At 45.2% G+C, this 22678-nt stretch carries 17 protein-coding genes; 16 read left to right on the forward strand and 1 reads right to left on the reverse strand.

All coding sequences use genetic code 11. The features are described 5' to 3' along the window. The first annotated feature begins 27 nt into the window (after window positions 1–27). The 16 genes from RMO79_RS01745 (at window position 28) to RMO79_RS01815 (ending at window position 21012) form a co-directional block, all read left to right on the forward strand. The gene (locus RMO79_RS01745) at window positions 28–867 is read left to right on the forward strand and encodes a Pvc16 family protein (RefSeq protein ID WP_310481330.1); all 840 of its coding nucleotides are present in this window, start codon (window positions 28–30) and stop codon (window positions 865–867) included. Window positions 868–892: 25 nt separating this feature from the next. Continuing rightward, on the forward strand, window positions 893–2551 hold the full coding sequence (locus RMO79_RS01750; RefSeq protein ID WP_310481331.1) for a phage tail sheath C-terminal domain-containing protein: 1659 nt from the start codon (window positions 893–895) through the stop codon (window positions 2549–2551). Between the two features lie 133 nt (window positions 2552–2684). Continuing rightward, window positions 2685–3137 carry a phage tail protein gene (locus tag RMO79_RS01755; RefSeq protein ID WP_310481332.1) on the forward strand — a complete coding sequence of 151 codons (453 nt, stop codon included), beginning with the start codon at window positions 2685–2687 and terminating at the stop codon, window positions 3135–3137. Between the two features lie 96 nt (window positions 3138–3233). Then, entirely contained in the window at window positions 3234–3728 is a 495-nt protein-coding gene (locus RMO79_RS01760) for a phage tail protein (protein WP_310481333.1), read from the forward strand. Window positions 3729–3769: 41 nt separating this feature from the next. Beyond that, window positions 3770–4129 (forward strand): hypothetical protein, encoded by a 360-nt coding sequence (locus tag RMO79_RS01765; protein WP_310481334.1) that lies wholly within the window; start codon window positions 3770–3772, stop codon window positions 4127–4129. Window positions 4130–4263: 134 nt separating this feature from the next. Then, a complete protein-coding gene (locus RMO79_RS01770) occupies window positions 4264–4644 on the forward strand; it encodes a phage tail assembly protein (RefSeq protein ID WP_310481335.1) in 381 nt (126 codons plus the stop codon). Beyond that, on the forward strand, window positions 4608–4790 hold the full coding sequence (locus RMO79_RS24410) for a DUF6760 family protein (protein ID WP_396136495.1): 183 nt from the start codon (window positions 4608–4610) through the stop codon (window positions 4788–4790). The genes RMO79_RS01770 and RMO79_RS24410 overlap by 37 nt, the downstream gene beginning before the upstream one ends. Then, a complete protein-coding gene (locus RMO79_RS01775; protein WP_310481336.1) occupies window positions 4787–6949 on the forward strand; it encodes an FHA domain-containing protein in 2163 nt (720 codons plus the stop codon). The genes RMO79_RS24410 and RMO79_RS01775 overlap by 4 nt, the downstream gene beginning before the upstream one ends. Window positions 6950–7439: 490 nt before the next feature. Next, entirely contained in the window at window positions 7440–8045 is a 606-nt protein-coding gene (locus RMO79_RS01780; RefSeq protein WP_310481337.1) for a COP23 domain-containing protein, read from the forward strand. 118 nt (window positions 8046–8163) lie between these two features. Beyond that, complete coding sequence (locus RMO79_RS01785; protein WP_310481338.1) at window positions 8164–8757, forward strand: COP23 domain-containing protein; 594 nt, start codon at window positions 8164–8166, stop codon at window positions 8755–8757. A gap of 84 nt (window positions 8758–8841) precedes the next feature. After that, window positions 8842–9690 carry a serine protease gene (locus RMO79_RS01790; protein WP_310481339.1) on the forward strand — a complete coding sequence of 283 codons (849 nt, stop codon included), beginning with the start codon at window positions 8842–8844 and terminating at the stop codon, window positions 9688–9690. Further along, entirely contained in the window at window positions 9691–11928 is a 2238-nt protein-coding gene (locus RMO79_RS01795) for a hypothetical protein (protein ID WP_310481340.1), read from the forward strand. A 13-nt stretch (window positions 11929–11941) separates the two neighbouring features. Next, complete coding sequence (locus RMO79_RS01800; protein WP_310481341.1) at window positions 11942–14194, forward strand: hypothetical protein; 2253 nt, start codon at window positions 11942–11944, stop codon at window positions 14192–14194. 175 nt (window positions 14195–14369) lie between these two features. Then, the gene (locus RMO79_RS01805) at window positions 14370–16847 is read left to right on the forward strand and encodes a CHAT domain-containing tetratricopeptide repeat protein (RefSeq protein ID WP_310481342.1); all 2478 of its coding nucleotides are present in this window, start codon (window positions 14370–14372) and stop codon (window positions 16845–16847) included. Between the two features lie 123 nt (window positions 16848–16970). Next, on the forward strand, window positions 16971–18800 hold the full coding sequence (locus RMO79_RS01810; protein ID WP_310481343.1) for a hypothetical protein: 1830 nt from the start codon (window positions 16971–16973) through the stop codon (window positions 18798–18800). 277 nt (window positions 18801–19077) lie between these two features. Continuing rightward, window positions 19078–21012 carry a protein kinase domain-containing protein gene (locus RMO79_RS01815; RefSeq protein WP_310481344.1) on the forward strand — a complete coding sequence of 645 codons (1935 nt, stop codon included), beginning with the start codon at window positions 19078–19080 and terminating at the stop codon, window positions 21010–21012. 15 nt (window positions 21013–21027) lie between these two features. On the opposite strand, the gene RMO79_RS01820 is transcribed toward RMO79_RS01815, so the two are convergent. Beyond that, on the reverse strand, window positions 21028–22677 hold the full coding sequence (locus tag RMO79_RS01820) for an SWIM zinc finger family protein (RefSeq protein WP_310481345.1): 1650 nt from the start codon (window positions 22675–22677) through the stop codon (window positions 21028–21030). Window position 22678 lies beyond the last annotated feature (1 nt).

A 22678-nucleotide genomic window follows, 5' to 3' on the forward strand; every position in this document is an offset into this window, starting at 1 on the left:
CATCATAAATTAGCCATCGGCTGACTGATGCTTATTTTCGTCCTTCAAACATTAGCAGAAATTCTGGCAGGGGGTACTTCTCTTACCAGTACCAAGCAAATTGATTTCGGTCATCCGATCGATCGTCGAGAAGAAGCAACAGAACCAATTCTCAACGTTTATGTCTACGATTTACGAGAAAGTAAGCAGCTGCAACACTCTGGGAGGCAATTCGAGCGTAACAAAACCGGATCGATGCAGACGGCAAATGTGAGTTGGCCGCCGACTTGGATCGATGTCTCATTGCTATTAACAGCTTGGGACAAAACTACTTTAGGCGAACACCACTTGCTTGCAGAAGCGTTAACTATTTTGTTGCGGCATCGTTCTTTACGCGAAGAATTTTTGGTACCAGAACTGCGAGGTCATGGTAATTTGTCGATGACAGTGGCGATCGAACCTGCGATCGAAATTAGCTCTTTATGGAGTGCGTTGACAATACCCTTACGGGCGGCGTTATTTTTAACAGTCACCGTACCTTTTGAAGCACAGACGGTGCCGAAATCGCTGGTTTGGGATCGGATTGTTAGTATCCGAAACAAATGTTTGCCCGGTAGCGATGTGATGACAATTACCAAGCGGGTAGCGATCGCGGGGATAGTTAAAAATGCAGTTACCAACTTACCCTTGACCGACACCACAATTTCGGTCGTCGGGACAGAAATAACGGCACTCAGCAGCGAGGAAGGATTGTTCTTTATTGAAGATCTGCATTTTGGCAACTATGTTGTCAGAATAGATTGTCCCAATTATCTACCACAAACTGTGAATTTTTTGGTAGAAAGTCAGACTTATGTAATTAAAGAAGTATTACTAACTCCGGTATAAAATTCAGCAACTTGGAGATATTTTCATGGCGAGACTCGATTATTTTGCGCCCGGTGTCTATGTAGAAGAAATCGATCGCGGCAGTCGTCCGATCGAAGGTGTCAGTACGGCGGTGGCTGGATTTGTCGGTTTTACCGAAGACGTTCGCGGCGATGCGGAATTATTCAAACCGATGTTGATTACCAATTGGACGCAATATCTGGCTTATTTTGCCCGTCCCAACTCCGATGGATTTACCGACTTTAATGCCTACATGCCATTTTCGGTATATGGCTATTTTATGAACGGTGGGGGGCGGTGTTGGGTGACTAGTATCGGTACCCAATTGCCAGGAACGCCCAAACCGCGCACGCCAGAACCGATTGTCATGCAAGTTCCCGGACGCGGCAATCGTCCCACCCTGAAATTTACCCTCCGCCCCGAACAGGCGGCTGGTGGCGCGCTCAACTTCCAGATTAGCGACGGTACGCCGCGCCCGATCCCAGAAGGTACCGAAGGTGAAGCTCCGCCCAATACTGGCGAATACTTCAATCTCCAAATTCGGCGGGGTGAAGAAGTATTAGAGCGATACGAGCATTTAACGATGAATCCCGAAGCGGCGGCGACAGTGGCAACTTTCGCGGTCGAAGCATTGAGAACTTCAATGTATGTCGCAGTTGAAGAACTTTCTCGCACCGGACAACCACTCGCACGTCGCCCCAGCAACGGACAGTACGAGCTGACACCGCCCTTAGTAACTTCTTCACCCGATCGCTTTGCCGTCGAATTAGAAGGCGTACGGGACGATCGGACGGGCGTACGGGGGCTATTTGAAATCGATGAGATTACCATGTTAGCGTGTCCCGATTTGATGCGCGCTTATCAAAGCCAAGTCATCAATCTCGACCAGGTACACGGCATTATGGAATTGATGCTGAGTATGTGCGAGGGTTCCGCCAGCGGCGATATTCCCAACCCACCCAACCGGATGGTAGTCCTCGATACTCCGCCCGATTGCGTTAAGCCTCAAGCTGTAGTGGACTGGTTGCAACGATTCAACCGTCGATCGATGTTTGGTGCGTTATATTATCCCTGGATCAAGGTACCCAACCCCCGGAATGGTGGTAAACCAATTCTCGTACCGCCATGCGGTCACGTTATGGGTGTATGGGGGCGCAACGATGAAACCAGGGGTGTATATAAAGCACCAGCGAATGAAGTGCCCAAAGGGGTCATCGGACTGGCTTATGAGACTAATTTCCGCGAACAAGAACTATTGAATCCATTAGGGATCAATTGTATTCGCAGTTTCCCCAATCGGGGCATTCGGATCTGGGGCGCACGCACTCTCGTCGAACCAGATAAAACCGAATGGCGTTACATCAGCGTTCGTCGCTTAATGAGTTATATCGAAAAATCGATCGAACTCGGCACGCAATGGGCGGTATTCGAGCCAAACGATGAAGATCTATGGGCGCGAGTCCGCCGGACGGTGAGTAATTTCCTCGAACGGCTGTGGCGAGAAGGAGCCTTATTTGGTTCGTCCCCAGACCAAGCATTTTATGTCAAATGCGATGCGGAGTTAAACCCACCCGAAACGATGATTCTCGGTCGTCTATATATCGAAGTCGGTATTTGTCCCGTCCGACCTGCTGAATTTATTGTCTTCCGAGTCAGCCAATGGAATGGGGCTGAAGGGGAATAGGGGATAGGTTTGAGGTTTTGGGTTTTGGGTTTTAGGTTTTAGGGTTTGAGACTGCTGCTCATTTACCCTTTACCCTTTACCCTTTACCCCTCGAAAAAACACAACTAGCAAAATTAAAAATAGGAGTTAGATCGTGTCTGAATTTTTAACCGCTTCTAGATTTTATTTTGAAGCACAAGGTCTCGAACAAAAAATCATTAAGGAAGTCAGCGGCTTGGGCGTGGAATCGACTCCGGCTCAAGAGATTCATGGCTCTTCCAAGGGTGGAATGTCAACTCGTCAAGCCACGCCGACGGTTGCTAAATTTACGAATATTACCCTGAAATTAGTGGCGACTACCGATGTAGATCTCTACAAATGGTACGAAGCCTGTAATAAAAATATGGGTGGTAAAAGCGACTGGACTAGCAAACGCAAACTCGGCTCGGTATCGGCTTACGACCAAGCTGGCAACATGCAAGCGCGATGGGAAATCGAAAACTGTTATCCCTGTAAATATACCGGGCCGACATTAACCGCATCATCGGGCGATATGGCAACCGAAACGATCGAATTAGTTCACGAAGGCATCAAACGAGTTCAATAACGATCTGTAAGTTTCTAGCAGCCATTATTTATGACTTAAAGGAGGCATCTTGTCGATGTCTCCTTAACCTATTTAATTACTCGTTAAAAATCGAATATGCCTGACTTTGAAATTCTTACCGCCAATCGGTTCTATGTCGGACTGACATTAGATAAACATAATGAGAAAGTAGACGGTATTTTCTTAGAATGTCAGGGATTGAAACGCACGCAAGATGCGATCGAAATCTGTGAAGTTACTCCCAACAAATGGGGGAAATCTACCACAGGATTAGTTGTCCGAACTAAAATTCCTGGTAACGTCAAAAGCGGTAATCTCACCCTTAAACGGGGGATGACTTGCTCTAAAACCTTATGGAATTGGTTTCAATCGGTTCAGGACGGCAACTGGTCTACCCAGCGTCGTGAAGCCGATTTGAGCATTTACGATCAAGCTGGAGACATCCAAGCGAGATTTAATCTCGGCATGGCTTGGCCGAGCAGTTACAAAATTGCCGACCTCAATGCGCGTGCTACTACAATTGAAATTGAAGAACTAGAAATTGCTTACGAGACATTCGAGCGCGTAGATCCTAAAGGTAGGAAAAAATAACTAAATTATGCAAATTAAAATAGTAACAATTTAGGATAATTATGTTTGCGACAGAGTTTGAATTCACACTCCCTAAAGGATACTTAGATCCTGATGGGGTACTCCATCGTAAAGGGGTAATGCGACTATCGACTGCGATCGATGAAATTTCACCTTTGCGCGATCCTAGAGTTAAAGCTAATCCTGGATATGCAACCATTATTATCTTATCGCGAGTGATTACTTGTTTGGGTGCGCTTTCGGAACTTAGCCCGGCGATCGTCGAAAATTTTTTTACGCAAGATCTAAATTATCTGCAAGATTTTTATCGTCAGATTAATGGCTGGGAAGAAAATAATGCGGCGGCTGGAGCGGCGATCGAATCGCCAGATCGCTCGATCGACTCAGGGGTTAGTAGTTAGAGAATATAGAACAAAATTTAGCCGATCTTTCGATCTTAACTAAATATATAATAATTGCTAATTTTACTCATTTAAGAAATAAAATTATAGAGATCGATCGGTAAACCCTGAAAATTCAACTTTCAACTGAAACTATGCGCCGCAAGGATAATCTCACTACTGAATTCAGCTTTACTTTACCGAGAGGACTAATCGACGATCGGCAACGGGTCAATCGGCAGGGGGTAATGCGGCTGGCTACAGCGAAAGATGAAATTATCGTCCAACAAGATCCTCACGTTCGCGAAAATCCTGCCTATGGAGTATTAATTATGCTGTCGCGGGTAATTACACGCTTGGGTAGTTACACGTCTGTTACGCCCGATCTATTAGAAAATTTACAAATACTAGATATTGCCTTTTTGCGGGAATACTATAATCAAATCAACCAACAGGGCGAAGCCAAAATTCCAACTCAGTGTCCCCACTGCAATACTCAATTCGCAGTCAAACTAGAACTGGCGGGGGAGTCGTAAGCTACCCTTTATCGCAATTACATGAAGAGGTAGCTTTCATTGCATATCATTTCCATTGGTCGCAAGAGGAGATTTTGAATTTAGAACACAGCTCGCGCCAGTGCTGGGTTGAAGAAATAAATAAAATTAACCAGAAAATATCATGAAAGTAAAAATCTACTATGCAGAAGTAGCACCCGAACTAGAGGCTCCCGAATTCGATCTTAACTCGCTCAAAGTCAGAGGTGACTGTACGATCGGGCGATCGCCAGAATGTGGTTTAGTCTTAGATGGTGCCGATTTGAGTCGTCAACATGCTAAATTTTCGACTAAAGATGGTAGTTATTATTTTACCGATCTCGGTAGTAGAAATGGTTCGTTATTTAATGGAGAATTAGTCGATGGAGGGCGCGAATATCCGATGAACGCTGGCGATACGATTCGGATCGGCGATTTTATCCTCAAGGTAGAAGAAGAACCAGAATTAGCAGCCACAGTCTTTAAAGTTATCGATCCGGCATTATTTAAAGTCAGTCAACAACAGGTTGAAATTCCTACCAATCCAGCCGCAGCAGCCATCGCGCCGCTAATTGTATCGGGAATTATTATCAACGATCCGAGTGAGATCGCACCACCCGATCTCAGTTCGCAACAGCCACCATCGCTCGGACTTGTCGAGGATAATATCGATATTTCAACACAACCCGATCCGGTAGTTGCCGAAACACCTCCAGCTCCTGCGATTGAGGATGAATCGAGTGTCGCAACGCCACTAAATCTAACTGCACAGCCACCATCACTCGCATCGCTCGACGATCTACTCGATGGTACCGATCCGCTTGACGGCATCTTAGCAGAAACTCCCCCAACTGCTGTCACTAGCGACGATTGGGGAGTGGAAAGTTTACCAGATTCATTAGAAACTCCACCATCGCTTGCATCGCTCGATGACGATTTAGATAGTACCGATCCGCTGGCTCCCATTCTCGCCCAAACGCCGCTAACTGAGGTAATTAGCGACGATTGGGGTGCAGAAAATTCATTAGATTTGGCATTAGAAACCCCTCCATCGCCTGCATCGATCGATGAGGAGCTAGATGCTGTCGAGCCGATCGATCGCGGCTTAGAAGAGCATTCAGACCTAAGTATCGATCGCGAAGAGCCAGATGTAGCGCAGCCATCTCTTTCATTAGTTAATGAAGAATTAGCCGAGCCAGAAACAGTACCGCCAGCTACAATAGTTGAGAGCGGCGAAGGTGAAGATTTGGCAGATTTAGACTTATTAGCACAGCCAGAAATTGCGCTAGAAGTCGATCGAACGGATGATGAAAATATGCTGGATCGAGTTCCTCAAGCATATTCGTTACCCCCATTAACTAATGATGTTTGGAATGTTGGGGAAGATCCGCCAGTAGTGCCTGTAGAACCAGTAATTTCTGAAGTAGATAATGATGATTTGAGTCTAGTAGATCTTACGGATCTGCCACTTGCATTAGATTTAAATGCATCTGATGAAGAACCAATTTCACCGCCGAGTGTAGTCGCATCAGCTCCAGACTTAGCAAGCGAACTAGCCTCAGATGCCGATCTCGCGCCGGAATTAGACTCGCCGATACCACCATCAGTAGAACTAGTTGTCGATGAATTAGTGGTGGTAGAAACACCAGCTTTCGGTTTGGAAAATTCCGAATTAACTACCGACGAACTCGCCGGAGAAACACCAGATTTAGGCTTAGAAAGCCTCGACTTGACTGCCGACGAACTCGAAGATATGGACACATTCGAGCAACGCCAAACAGCAGAGGTAGAATCTGAAGCCTCAGCAGAGCTAGAGTTAGAAATTCCACTAACTGTGGATACGATGGCTCCGATTGCCGCAGCCGTAACAACAGCAGCAGTTATTGGTGGATTTAATGCATACAATCATGGAAATGGAGCAGAGTTGTTGAGTAAGAAACAAATCGTACTGATCGCACACGATAGCAAAATTGCCGATCTGACAGATATCGTTGAGCGACACAAAGATTTTCTGGCAAAATGTTTGACGATCTCATGGTCGTCGATTGCGGATGATGTGCGCCAACAAACAGGATTAGAAATCAACCAACAGATTTCCAGTGGTGCATCAGGTGGTTACCAAACAATTGCTTCTTTAGTGAATGCTGGTGATATATTAGCGGTGATTTTCTTGAAGGATTTCTTCGCGCCACCACAAGCGGGACAAGCAAATGAGGAAGCTTTATTAAGGTTATGTAATATCAATGAGATTTTACTCGCAACTAATATGGCTACCGCAGATTCGATCGTCCATTATCTTCAGTCTTAATAGGTAGTTGGTGAGTGAGGTAGGGGCAATTCATGAAGCGGTATCTGCTAAGGCAGAGGCTTCGCCAACGCAGCCGGGAGGAAACCTCCCGGATTATGCGAGACAAGACAGCGGCGGTTTTATATCTTCTACGGAGAGGCTACGCCAACGGAGGGAACCTCCGAATCAAAAAACCGACAAGACATTGCCCCTACCAAGCTCAGATTGAGAGGATGTCTGAAAAGTCTAGTTTGTTAAGCGTAAACCCTAGAAATCCCCCCTAGCCACCCTTGAAAAGGGGGGAACCAGATCCGGAAGTCCCCCTTTTTAAGGGGGATTTAGGGGGATTCAGATTTACGATCGAAGCCAATAAGATTTTTCAGAAACCCTCTGAAGTCAAAGCTCGTGTAACTATTTGCTCCCTCCTGGAACTTCTGTTTTTAAGGTGTAGTCTAATGATTAGGTAAAGAAGTCGATCGCCAATCTAATTATTCAAACAGAGAGTAACCTTATGAACTTATTAACATCAAATGCTAAATTACTCGGACTAGTTGTTACTTGCAGCATGGTTGTTTTACCTGTTGTTTTAGCACCAGCACCAAGTTATGCCGCACCTAAAACCACCTTTGAATGTAGAACTAAAGTTAACGGCGATGTTAAAGAACCCGTGACGGTAGCGCGTAGAGGAGATCGAGTCACCGAACCGATGATTACGTGGAAAGACAAATCTTTTGGCAGCACTTATACTCCCGAAAAACGGTGTCAAATTGTCAGTCAACGTTTAACTAAAGCTGTAGCTACCAGCGGTAAACTCAGCAATCTGGATATGACTTACGGATCGATTAAATCAGTGCCAGTAATTTGCTATATTACTAAGAAAGGTGAAAAATGTAATTCTGGAAATATCTTATTTAGCCTGAAACCGTCAGAGAAAGGGCAGGAGCAAACCATCGTTGCAGGCTTGTTGAATTTTAGCAAATTAGGTGCTGGCGGTGGCATTATGCGCGGTGCGCCCGGACAGACTGTGGCGACTAAACCAGTGACTTATGGAGATGCGATCGAAAATGCATTGAAAGAGCCTGTCAATCCTAACGCCACTAATGACGAGCCAAATTAAACTAGCTCTGAAATTGGTGATAAACTGAAATCAACTGGTATTCTAGGGTAAGGTGTAGTCTAAAAATTGGGTAAAGAAAGGGATCGCTAATTTAATTGTTTAAATAGAGATAAAACTCATGAAGTTATCAACATCGAATCATCATAAATTATTAGGATTAGTTCTTTTCAGCATGGTGACTGCGCCTGCTATCTTGGCACCAGCACCAAGTTATGCCGCACCTAAAACTACCTTTGAATGTAGAATGAAAGTCAACGGCGACAAAAAAGAACCCATTACAGTCGCTCGGAGAGGAGATCGGATTACTGAGCCGATGATTACGTGGAGAGATGAATCTTTTGGTAGTAAGTATACGCCAGAGAAACGCTGTCAAATTGTCAGTCAACGTTTGACTAAAGCTGTAGCTATTAGTGGCAAACTTAGTAATTTAGATATGACTAATGGCATTGTAAACTCAGTACCAGTCATTTGTTATATTACTAAGAAAGGAGAAAAATGTAATTCTGAAAATATTTTGTTTAGCTTAAAGCCAGAGGAGAAGGGACAGGAAAAAACCATCGTCGCGGGCTTGTTGAATTTCAGTAAATTAGGTTCTGGTGGTGGCATCTTACGCAAGGCTGGCGAAGATCCCGCAGCGCAACCAGCAACTTATGGCGATGCGATCGAAAATGCATTGAAAGATCCCAATCCTAATGCTGAAGAACCAAATTAGACTAGTTGGAGATCGGGTGCGAGGGAAGATTGAGCTGGGGTATCGCCCTAGCTCAATCACAATTTTCCGAATAGTTAGGAATTGATGTTAGATAAAAAGAGATGGACGATTCCGATCGCGATTACCCTAGTCGCGATCGTCGGATGGCAAATTAAGCAATTAACTGCTGCAAAGCTGACAACCCCAATCAGTCAATCGAGTCCGAATGTTGTTAATATTCCAGAGGTAACGCCAGCCACAACTGAAGATAAAAACGCCAAAACGGTCGAAAAGATTGCCGATGAAGTAACTGTCAGAATTTTGACAGATACGGCACCGGGTTCTGGTGCAATAATCGATCGCACGAATAATACTTATACGATTCTGACTTGTCAGCATGTATTAGATGCCAGTAAAAAAGGTAAATATCGAGTGCTATCGCCCGATGGTAAAATTTATCCAGCTAAAATGAAACCCGCACCCAAATTAAAGGGTTTAGATCTCGCTTTAGTAGAATTTGAGAGTGAAACTACTTATCGCGTCGTCAAGCTGGGTAATTCTCAAAATTTAGCTGTTGATTCAGTAGTTTATGCTGCCGGATTTCCTAACAATCAGTCGATTAATTCCGACCAAATTGAGGATACGACTAATTGGGGACGTAAAGCATTTCGGTTTACATCTGGCAAAGTGAGTTGGATTTTACAGCAGAGTTTACCAGATGGATATAGTTTGGGTTATACCAATGATGTGGCATCGGGAATGAGTGGTGGGCCAGTATTTAATGACAAGGGTGAATCGATCGGGATTAACGGTAGACTAAAGTATCCCGTCCAGGGCATCGATGCATTTATCTTTGCCGATGGGACGAAGCCTTCAGTCGAGAATTTCGAGAAGATGGAAGCTTTAAGTTGGGCAATTCCGATCGCGACGTATCAAAATATAGCTAAAAAATAAATGGAAAATAGCGCGATCGAAGCCAGTCTTTCAACTCACGCTCTGACGTTTCGATCGCCAGAACAGCCTGTTTCGTTTGAGGTGAGCGTCGGCAATAATAGCGATCAATTTGCTAATTTTCACGTTGAAGTTTCCGCTCCTGGTGAAAATCTCAGTTCGGGTTATAAATGGTATAAAATCTCGCCAGAAGTTGCCGCAGCGCAACCTCACGGAAGTACGACTACTTTTCAGGTGATTATCTTTGAAAGTCCCGTACCGGGATTTGTCGGGACAATCGATTTAACGGTGCGGGTATTTTCGCCCCAATTGCGCGAAGAACGTCGGCTGGTAGTCAGATTGACGATCGAATCCGATCGGCGACCGTCGCTAATTAGTATAGAGTTACCCGTCAGACAGTTTCAAATTTATCCTCGCAATACTGTCGATATTCCGGTGCGGGTGCGAAATTTGGGTCAGCAATTCATTGAGGTGGTACTCAAATTAGCCGGGATCGATTCAGGTTGGCTAATGGGTGGTGCCGAACGCCGAGTATCGCTGGCTCCAGCCAGTCAAGCCGAAGTTAATTTTCAATGTCAGCCCCCAGCGGTAACCAAATCGCCGAGTCAAAATTATCCATTCACAATTGAAGCGGTGGGTTTCGATCTGCCAGCATCGAGTAATACGGGCAATATCGAGATTTTACCAGTCGGGTTTTTTGGCTTGACGATCGCACCCAAACAGATTCAATTACCCGCGCAGGGGCGATGGCTCCCCAACTGGAAAGAGAAAACCACGTCTCTATCCGCCGCAATTAAAAACGATAGTAATCTCTATCAACAAGTAGATATTTTAATTCAAGGTCGAGATCTCGATCTCTGCGAACCGATTGTACCCCCAACTGCGAATTTAAATCTGGGACAAACTACCACCATCCCCGTCGAAATCGCCACCAAACGCCCCTGGGTGGGCATTGGTAAAACTTTGCACCTTGAAGCTAAACCCGTCCTCTCAGACCAAAGATTAGGCACTACCGACCCGGCTACCGAGTCATTTACGATTAAGGTTTTACCGATCGTGCCGTTGTGGTTGCAGTTACTCGCGCTTGGTGCGATCGGGGGGTTAATCGCGCTGCTGCTCAAGCCTGGGACGATCGCGCATACAGAATTTGTCAATTCTGTCCGGTTTAGCGGCGATGGCGATACGGTAATTAGCGGATCGGATGATTGTACGATTCGGCGGTGGCAAAGAGATAGCCAGAAATTAGTCCCCGCCCGAAGCCTGGTTGCCAGTCAAGCCACCGCCTGCGGCAAATCGCAGCCGCCGCAAGGGTTATTGGCAACCCCCAACCGTGCGGTTAGCGTGGTGCGGTTGATGCCCGAAGATAGCAATCGGTTGGCGGCGGGGTTGGAAAATGGCAATGTCGAACTCTGGAATGTGACGACGGCGAAAAAGACTGCCGAATTAGTCGCACCCCAACAAAAAACCGACGATCGCGTTTTCGATTTGGTATTCAGTCAAGATTCCAATTATCTATTTGTCGGACATGGTAGCGGTACCGTCCAAATGTGGCAAAGATCCGCAGCAGATCGCCAATTTCAACTCTCAGCGGAGCATTCGATCGATCTTAAAAGTCAGCTTAAAATCGGTTTTCAGGTGCGCTCGTTGGCTCTGAGCGGCGATCGCAATCTATTAGCGATCGGGGGTAACTACAAGCAGTTTGTCGTCTGGCAGGGGCAAAATCGGAACTTTGAAGCTAATAGTAGCAATCTAGCAATCCAAAAGTTAGCCAAATTAGACGAAAAACTCAGTGCGGGGACTGGCGATTTTATTTGGGGGTTAGCATTTGCACCCAATACACCAGCTACCCTGGCGACTGCCGATTCGGATGGTTATATTACCATCTGGGATTTGGCTAGTTGCGCCCAGAGCGGCGGTGCGGCAGCAGAGGGGGTCAAAGAACTAAATTGTCATTCCACCGGGGTTAAAGCCAGGTGGCAAGCCAGTAAACAAGCAATTCGGAGTATCGCTTTTAGCGAAGATGGTAAGTTATTAGTCAGTGGTGGGGATGATGGTAAATTAATGGGCTGGTGGTTGACACCAAAATACGAACTCGATCGGGTTAAGTCGCCAATCGGACAAGAGATTTACCGTGGCGATCGTAAAATTAATAGCATCGATCTGAAAACAATCGATCGAGGTGTGGCAATTATTACTGGCGGTGAAGACTTTCAGGTTAAACTACATCAACTGATAAATTGAGGAAACATTGTCAATGTCAGGCACATTTAGCCCACTCAAAGTAATTATCAATCCGCCCGGAGTGCAATCGGGGATGCCTGGAGAAGTATTGGAACTCCATGTGGTGGCGATCAATCAAGGCACCCAAAATGCGATTATCGATATATTCTTGGATGAAGCCTTTCAACTATTTAGCGGATTGTCGATTTCGCCGTGCGAACGGGTAGCATTGGCACCACAACAAAGTATTGAAGTGAGTTTTCAGGTACCGATTCCGATCGATACTTTGCCCGGTACCTACGATTATGCCGTAATTGTCGATGCGCCCCAACATTACCCTGCCGATACGCCGATTCAGTTTCCGCAGCAAATTAAGGTGTTATTAGCCGAACAAACGATCGTCCGCGAGTACGATCCGACGTTTACTTTACAACCGACGAGCAATCCCAAACAACAGCTAATTTATCAGGCTGGTACGCCTTTACAAGTAGGCATCACCGTTAATAATCGCTCTAGTCGCGTTGATAGTTTTAGACTGAGTTGTGCCGATTTAGAAGAAGACTGGCTGACGATCGAATATCCCGCTATCGGTGCGGATGCTGGCTTGCGATCGGGTGCTACCCGACTAGAACTCAATCCTACTACTGTCGGACAAATTTGGTTGAAATTTCATCCGCCAGTCGATGTATTGGCTGGTAATTATTCATTTACGCTCCGGTTACATTCAGAAAATTCACCCAATTTAATGATGTTGGATTTGGTCTACGTCCAAATTCCGCCAGTTTATCGGCTCGGTGTTAAAACAAATACTATTTTGGGCAAAATTAACCGGAGCGATGGACAATACGAACTAGAAATAGCTAACTTGGGTAATACCGTCCGACAAATGGCTTTTAGTGCCAAAACTCAAATTGAAACCGAAATTTGCACCTATGGGTTTACACCCGATCGGTTAAGATTATTACCTGCTAAAAATACTGTCGTCCAATTGAGAGTTCGACCGAATCATTGGTGGCAACAACCCTGGATCGGAGCGGGATTATTTATTAATTTTCAAATCGATTGTCAGGATCTAGATAAATTTCCGATTACTGAAATTATCCCACCCCAAACGTTAGTTTGGCAACCGCGACCCTGGTGGCAATTATTACTATTACTATTAGTTATTTTAGGATTTTTAGGTAGCTTAGGCGCGATCGGCTGGATGCTATTTCGACCTAATTCATTAAGATTAGAAAAGTTTGCCCCCGAAAGTCGCAAGCTGGGTGAAGGCGATCGGGTATTATTAAATTGGGAAATTCATGATTTTCAGGCGATGCAATCTTTGAAACTGGCAATTAAAGGGCCGATTCCCAGCGAACGAGAACTACAACTTACCGATCTGATTGGTGAGAAAGAAAATACTGAAGCACCATGTACCCAGCAAAACCGGGTGCTAACTTGTCGCAACTTTACAACAGAAGCTAAGGAGCCAGGTAAATATACTTTTGAAATTAAAGTACTCGATCGCGATAGTAAGGTACTAGCTTCACAAACCACAGATGAAGTGGAAATAACAGCCAAGCCCGAACCAGAATTTAAAGAAGTTAAAGCAGATAAATCGACTTATAACCGAGGCGATAAACCATTGCTGAATTGGGTAATTAAATATCCAGATAAACTAGAAGCAGTGAAAATTACTGCCAAAACCGAAGATGGCAAAATCACCGCCGAACCGAAGATCGATCGCGCGCAAATTGATAAAGATCCTAACTGTAAAACGGAAGCCAAAACCATGCAATTAACGTGTACTGGTGTCCCGATCGAACTCAATCAGGCTGGTAAATATCAACTAGAAATTATTACTGTTTCTAAATCTAAAAAAGTACCCGCTGCGCCACAACTAGTCAAAATCGAAGTATTACCCAAACAATTAAAGATAGTTAGTTTCACACTCAATAGTAGCGAGACAGAATCGATTGTCGTCAAAGAAGGTGAAACCTTAAATCTGAACTGGCAAGTAGATGGCGAAGAAAATATCCAAGTCGAACTCAATCCCTTCGGTACCGTCCAAAAATCGGGTACCAAACAAATTCCTGTCACTCCAGCAATACCAGCTCAAATTTCACTCACGGCTACCGATAAATACGGACAGAAAGTAACTAAAGGATTTGCCATTAAAGTCGAAGCGAATACCTCACCCAGCACCACACCATCAACTCCTAATCCTACCGATGCTACCCCAACGACTCCAACTCCCAACCCCCAGAAGCCCAACACCAAACCATCGGGAGATATGAGTATTTAGCCATAAAATAAAAATATGGTAGTCCTAAATGAATGGTGAGAATATCTTTCTTTCTTCCTTTCTTCTCTGCGCCCTCTGCGCCTCTGTCTTGATTTGCTAAACCGTCGGGTTCCCCGACGAGCGCAAATCGCTGCGGTTCGATAGATCATAAATAAAATAGGATTGCTATAATCAAATGAACATTAAAGTTGGCATTTTGAGTGTATATCTGTTGGCGATCGGTTTAGCTCCAGCAATTGCCACAGATCGGGTACAATTGTCAACTAATTTAGGTAATAAAGTCGATCGCATCGCCCAGACGACTGCTAGCGATTTTTTCCAAACTGGAGTAACCCATTATCGCGATCGCCAGCTCAAACAAGCCGTGACAGCATGGCAGCAAGCACTTAAATTATATCAAAAAGATCGCGACGAACAGGGCGAAATTGCCACTTTAGGTGTGTTAAATAGTGGTTATTTAGATTTAGGAGAATACACCCGATCGACTGAATCTGGCGAACGATTATTACAGCTTGCTAAAAAGACAAATAATCTCAAAATTCAAGCGCAGACATTGGGTAATTTAGGCATTGCTTATCAGCGATTGGGTAACTACCCCAAATCCCTAACTATCAACCAACAAGCAGTGACAATTTTTAAATCGTTAAATATGCGCCAAGCTGAGGGACAAGTTCTCAGTAATCTCGGCAATACTTACGCAATTATCGGCGACTACGATCGGGCGATTCCATTATATAAGCAGGGTTTAGAAATCGCTCGATCGACCAAAAATACCCAGCAAGAGGGAAATATCCTTAGTAATTTGGGGGCAGTTTATACCAATCAGGGGCAAGATCGAAAGGCATTAACATTTTATCAAGATAGTCTCAAAATTGTCCGCACCCTCGACGATCGTACCCTACAAACTGGCATTTTAATTAATTTAGGTACGACGCATTATCTGTTAGGAGATAAAGATCTCGGTGTCACCACCTACCAACAGGCACAAACGCTAGCCAAACAACTCGAAAACCCGCAACTATTAGGCGAAGTATTGAGTAATTTAGGCTTAATTTATGAAGATCGGCGTGAATACGCCAAAGCCATTCAATCTCACCAACAAAGTCTAGATATTGCCATCGCCAGTAAAAACCCCCGCACTGAAGCTCTCGCCCGCAATAGCCTCGCCCACACTTTCCTCGCTACCAATCGATTAGCCGACGCACAACAACAGCTCCGCAGTGCCATCGCCACTTTAGATCGAATGAGATCTTCACTAAGTGAATTAGAGCAAGTCTCGATTTTTGATACTCAAGCTTTCAGCTATAATCTCCTCGAACAAGTACTCATTGCCGATCGCAAGCCAGAAGCCGCTCTAGAAGCCGCCGAGCAAGGTCGAGCGCGGGCGTTTGCGCTCCGATTGGCAAATCGCCTGACTTCAACTGCCAGCAGTCAACCTAGCCGCGAATCCGCAGATATTTCGACCCCCTCGATCGACAAAATTCGCCAGATTGCCAAACAACATCAAGCAACTTTAGTATCTTATTCGATCGTCGCCGACCAAGAGTTTAAATTTCGGGGAAAACAACGCGGAGAAGCCGCCGAGTTATATATTTGGGTAGTTCAGCCTAATGGAAAAGTTACCTTTCGCCAAGTCGATCTTAAATCCCTCCGACAGCAGAAAATTACGCTCGAACAGTTGACTAATGCGTCTCGCTGTCTGATGCCAGATCGTCAAGACTGTTTAGATATCGAACCATCGATCGCTAAATTTACCAAAGGCAAATATCCAGCTCTTAGAGAACTCTATCAGATCGCGATCGCCCCAATTGCCGATTTACTCCCCCAAAATCCCGATGACTACGTAATTTTTATTCCTCAAGATTCGCTGTTTCGGGTGCCATTTGCAGCGTTACAATCGCCCGATGGGAAATTTTTAATTGAAAAGCATACCGTACTTTCGGCACCTTCAATTCAAGTGTTAAACTTTACCGATCGGCAACGTCAACTTCAATCGAACGATACCAATCGATCGGCTGTTGTCGTGGGTAATCCCACCATGCCCAAAATTGTGAATAAAATTGGCGAACCGCCATTTCAACTGGCTGCTTTGCCCGGTTCGGAGCAAGAAGCTAAAGAAATTTCGCAGTTGCTAAATACGCAGCCGATGATGGGGAAAAGTGCCACGAAAGCCAACTTTCTCAAGACACTTTCACAAGCGAGATTCGTGCATTTGGCTACGCATGGATTGTTAAATTATGTGTCCATTGCTGGGGTAGATTCTACTGAAGTTCCGGGCGCGCTGGCACTAGCTCCCGCCGGAACAGATGATGGCTTGCTAACTAGCCGTGAAATTTTGAACCTCAAACTTAATGCCAAACTCGTAGTTTTAAGTGCCTGCGATACGGGGCGAGGTAGAATTACTGGCGATGGTGTCATTGGCTTATCGCGGGCGTGGATTTCGACAGGAGTACCGAGTACGATTGTCTCCTTGCGAACAGTCCCCGATCTCTCCACCCGAACTTTAATGGTGTCTTTTTATCAGAACTTTACTAAGACATCAAATATCGCCCGCTCGTTGCGGCTGGCGATGTTAGAAACCAAGAAAACCAATCCCATTCCCATCAATTGGGCGGCTTTTATTTTAATTGGCGAACCTGAGTCTAAATTCTAAGAGGGGGAAGCGGGGAGCGGGGGGACTGGGAGACTGGGAGACTGGGGGATTTAAACTCTATCTACTTCCCACACTCCTCACACCCAAAAGACGGGGTGAGTAACGGCTTAATCGAGAGCGAATATGGGCGTACAAAATTCGGTAGATATTCAATTTAATCCTCGCGAATTATTGCAAGATTATGCTGATAAAAATTACGATCGACTCTCCGATCGACTGTTACAGATATTAAGCTATTTCGATCGAGTCACTTATGTCGAGCTGACGGACGAGTCTCGATATTTCATTAATGCATTTGTCAAAAATTTTCTATATATTCTTACTCAACCGGACTATATATTAACCGATCGAGATGGACTAAGTTTCATTAAATCTAATCTCACGATTTCTAATTTAGTGGCAATTTCAGATTTTAGAACGACCGATCCATATTTAGAATTATTAAATGCCCAACCACAAAATTATGTGAAACTGCTGACGCTCTATTCGGCGAGAAATACCGTCCAGATCGATCGGCGGATGCTATTCGATACTAATCCCGAACTCGCTAGTCATTGGTATTCCCATTATTTAGAACTATATCGATCGGGATTAGTCAATCGAGTCGTCTATCAAAATTTGCGCGAACATATTCTTTACGATGACGATCGACTGACTGAATTTTATCATATCGATAATCTCTATTTTGGGGCGACTTATATCGACGGCGATCTCGATCGCATCCTCAAGCAAAAAATTAATCGATCGATCCAGAATAGCCAGCTAGTTAAAAGTATTCACATCGAAAACACACCCCAGCCGAACCAGATCGCGATCGTCTCAGGCTGCTGGTTTCCCCAGCATTCAGTTTATCGAATCCTTTCAGAATATGTGGCTACACTTGCAGATAAGTATGAATTGACACTCATTCATTTAGGCGATCGTAATCTACCGATCGACACCACATATTTTAAAGCAGTCAAGTACCTCAAAAATGTCGATGGTAAGCTCGATCTGAGCGGAATTAAAACTAATGAATTTGCAGCTATTTATTTTCCCGATATCGGGATGATCCCTGAAAGTATTTTACTTGCAAATCTGCGGATCGCCCCGATTCAAATTTGTGGATTGGGTCATCCTGTTAGTACTTTTGGTAGTAAAATTGACTACTTTATCAGCGGTAGCGATGCAGAAGTAGCCGATAATCCCCAACGTAATTATTCCGAACGGTTGGTATTATTACCTGGGATAGGAGCGATTCATCAGCAACCTAATTATCAGATCCAGCATAAGGTTAATCGCTCGCCAGAACTGTTATCAACTTTTATTATTAATTGTCCTTGGTACGCTCAAAAAGTAAATGATCCATTACTACGATCGCTACAAGAAATTGCGACAACTGCGAATAAACATGTGCTATTTAGAATTTTTGCAGGCGGTGGCTTGACTTGTAAAAATGACTTTTTACCGTTCGTGCGCGATATCGAGCAGATCGTAGGTGCAGAGCATGTTTGTGTTTACCCTTATCAAAGTTATGACAAATATATGGACATCATGGCAGAGGGGGATATGTGCTTAGATGCTTATCATTTTGGCGGCTGCAACGTCATCGTCGATGGCTTGTACTTACGCAAACCATCTGTGGTATTTGAAGGCGATCGATGGTACAGTCGTGCGGGAGCAAAATTAATGAGGAAAATTGGATTGGGAGAACTAGTGGCGACAACGCCGCTAGAGTATGTACGATTGACACTGGAATCGATCGACAATGACGAGTTTCGGACTAAGATCCAGACTAAGATCGATGCGATCGATCTAGACAAACTCGTATTTGAATCGCATGATGCTAAATACTTTCAGAAAGCGATCGAGTTCCTGTTGCAAAACCACGCATATTTACAAGCTGATGCAACCAGAGAGCCAATTTGGATTCCCCGATCGAGCGATGTTGAATCCATCGCAGTTGAGATTTGAGAGCGAGGTTTTGTCAATGCGATCGTTCGACTTGGTTAACCACTATAATTGGTGTATTTATTAAGTGCAGGGTGTTACTAAATTTTAGTAATGAATTGGGTATTTTCGTAACGAAATTATGCCGAACTTCATGCTTACCGACAGACAGCTTTAGAGTTGCTGCGGAGAGCTTACCCGCCCCGCCCTACGGGCACCCCTCCTCGGAGGGGATTTTCCACCCCGCCCCCAGTCTCCCCGTCTCCCCGCTAAATCTTCATCCCTAATTAAACTTTGTGCTATGAATGCTCCTTATCACTCTAATCCCTGGATCGGTCGATTGCTTGGCGATAATCAGCGATATCGGTTGGATCGACGCTTGGGTGGCGGCGGGATGGGAGATGTATTTTTGGCGACAGATACCCGGATCGGGCAACAAGTAGCATTAAAACTGCTCAAAGATAACCTGGTAGAATCGCCAGAAATGAGACAAAGGTTCGAGCATGAGATTGCTATTTGTGCCGCCCTATCTAACGAGCATATTGTCAACATTATGGATTCGGGAATCACCCCAGAAGGATATCCCTTTTATGTGATGGAGTATTTACGCGGTTTTACACTGGGAGAATTACTTAGAGAAGAGCATCAACTATCGATCGATCGGACGGCAAAAATTATCAGTCAAATTTGCAACGGGTTGCTGTTGGCGCATCAAGGGGTAGATTTACCCGATGGCGAACATATCGAAGCGGTAATCCATCGCGATCTCAAGCCAGATAATATTTTTCTACAACCGACAGATTTGGGCGAGTGGGTAAAAATTGTAGACTTTGGGATTGCTAAAATTCGCTATAAAGATCGGCAAAACCAAACCCTGACACATACCTTTTTAGGCACGCTCCGCTATGCTTCACCCGAACAAATGATGGGAGATCGCGAGCTAGATGCCCGATCGGATATTTATAGTTTGGGCGTAATTTTATATGAGATGCTCAGTGGTGCCGATCCCTTTGGCTTTAATATCAAACCGCGCCCGATGAGCGAAGCCTCGTGGATTATCGCTCATACTTCCGAGCAACCGATTTCATTGCGATCGCAACCCAATTGCGGTAATTTACCAGCTAGTCTAGAAGCCGTTACCCGCAAATGTCTGGAAAAAACTCCCGATCTCCGGTTTACATCGGTAGCCGAATTCAATCAAGCTCTCCAAGCTGCAATTGCCAGCTCTGGTGTCAATATTACCGCTGAAGGCAGCACGATCGTCCAACCGCGTCCGGTTGCCCCACAACCCGAAGTAGAAACGATGGCCAATGTAATTTTAACGGTTATAGAAGAAACGATGGCCAATGTAATGGCCAATGTAATTTTAACGCCCACAGAAGAAACGATCGCCAAGGTAATTCCCACACCCATAGAAGAAACGATCGCTCAACCGATCGCCGCAACTCCCAACCTTCCCCTCGAAGAAACCATCGCTCAACCGATTGCGGCAACTCCCAACCTGCCCCAGCCGATCGCCTCAACTCCCAACCTTCCTCTCGAAGAAACGATCGCCCAGCCGATTAAATCGTCGCCTAATGTCACGCCCACGCCGATTCCAGTTACTTCGATCGTGTCGCCACCCCCAGTAGAGGGAAGCACACAAGTCCAACCCCGCCCGATCGAATTAGGCAAGCATCAGCCTATTCAATCGGTTTCTACCGCCCAAACTGGATTGACACCCGATCTCGAAACACAGGTACAAACCCGCTTGCCAGTCGCAGGAGCTGATTCCAACGCCAAATCGTCCCGCCCGATTCCGTGGTTGCCGATCGCGATCGGTGGGTTAGCCGGGTTAGCATCAATTCTGGGCATCTATCTATTTACCCACCCCAAACCTACACCCATAGTGCCGGATGTGGTTGTTGAAACTCCGATCGAATCATCGCCGACAGTTACAGCACCTATAACTAATAGCAATAACACAGCCACCACAAATTTGGCTGCTGTCATGAAATTAGTCGATGGCGGTAAGCTCAAAGAAGCGATCGCTTCAGCCAAGCAAATTTCCCAAAATAATCCTGACTATGCCCAAGCCCAAATCGTCAGTACCGATGCCGCACGCCTAGTTGAGGCGATCGCCACCGCCGATCGGGGTGAGTTAAAAGCCGCGATCGATTTAGCTAAAAAAATCTCATCCACCAGTCCGATTTATAAAAAAGCCCAGGCTTTTATTAAAGATTGGAGTGAGATTTAAATAATTAACAGCTTATTACAGTCTGACTAATGACTGCTGATACTGCATTCTTACCGCCAGAATATGCTCGCAAGGGCCTTTGAATAACTTATTCTGCTGGTGCCAATTGCAGGTACAATTAGCAGCGATTAATCGCTCGTCTCGATCGATCTCTAGAGTGGGTTTGTATGTTTGCGATTGAATTTTTATCGTCCCGGCTAAATGGAGCGTACCACCTGTATCGATACTCGAACTATCGACTTTAACTACTTTTTTAGTTAAGAATCCAGTCGCGGCTGATTCGCGATCGTTAGCAAATCTCAATCGATCGATCGGGAGTGGTTCTTGAGTCAATTCGCGAACGCGATAGACTTGTTTGTTCAGATCGAAAATCGCGCGTCCAGCTTGGGTATAAGCACTCAAGGCACCTAACACTAAGCTGCGATCGAGTTTCAATCTTTTCGCCAGCGCATCTGGAGATTCGAGCCAATTTTCTTGCAATCCGGCAAATACTTTTTGTTTCGTCCAATCATCTACCGTCGCGCGGGGAGCCATTAGATCGAAATTTCCGGCTTTTGCCCAATCATTTGCCGTCCAACCGGATAAACCGAGCGTGAAGGATAAATCGTGGAGATCGGCAACATAAAAAGATGGTAAACCCGTGCCTAATAAGTGAACGGTAAATTTACGCGCGACGGGAATCAATCGTTCTAAAATTAATAACCGTCTTCTTCCCCAAACGCGAATTTCTTCGGGTTTATTACCTTGATAAAAAGATCGATCGCAAACTACTTCCAAATTCCACGGCTCGAAAATTACGCGAACTGGTTCGCCTGGTTTGAGGATATATTTCATACTGCGGGGGCCATTTTTCTCTTTACGGCGGCGGAGTACCAAGCAAAGATTATAGATATCCATCGGGTGGAGATCGAAGCTGACAGCGGGCAAGGACATCGCTGAATTGACTTGCAGGAAGCCGCGCACCCATGTGTCGGGCAAATCGATTTTCACCTCTTTATAAGCCGCCTCGCCCGCAGTTTCGACACCAAAACCAGAGGGATCTACTTCAAAAATGGTGGATTTATAAGTGCGAATTTTTTGAAATTCATCGTACAAAGCGGCGGAATAATCGACATTTGTCGTCCCGCAGGCGAAGTCGCCAACGTTTTTAAAAACTTCGTAGCTCGCGCCGAGTCGCCCATAGCTAGATTCGTCTTGACTGAAGCACTCGAAGAATACTTCGTCAGGATGCACGGTAATTACCGGATCTAATACAAACCACGCATCGCGATCTTTTTGGTACAGGTAGTCGAAATAACGGCGCACGGATTTGTAATATTCGCTGGTTCGTTCCGAGCTACGACGGCGCAAGTCGCTCATTTCGGCATCTAATTCGCGCAATCTATCGGTAACGCTTTGTCTTTGGGTGGCGATAAGTTGCCAATCGAGATCGTTGCGTTGCGCCGCCCATTCTTTATAGGCGGTTTTGTCTTTAGGTTGAAAACGTAAGTCTGAGACGACGACATCGTGGAGTGCGCTAATTGCTTCGCGAAAAGCAATATTTTGCCGCAATTCGCCCCGAAAATAAGTGGGACTACGGGTGACATCGGGCGCAAAAGACATATTAGTCCGATCGCCGTTGCCAGAAATTCTACTGTTACCTGAATAGCTATAATTAAATTCCATT

Source organism: Chamaesiphon sp. VAR_48_metabat_403 (assembly GCF_031422475.1).
In the GTDB taxonomy this organism is placed as follows: domain Bacteria; phylum Cyanobacteriota; class Cyanobacteriia; order Cyanobacteriales; family Chamaesiphonaceae; genus Chamaesiphon.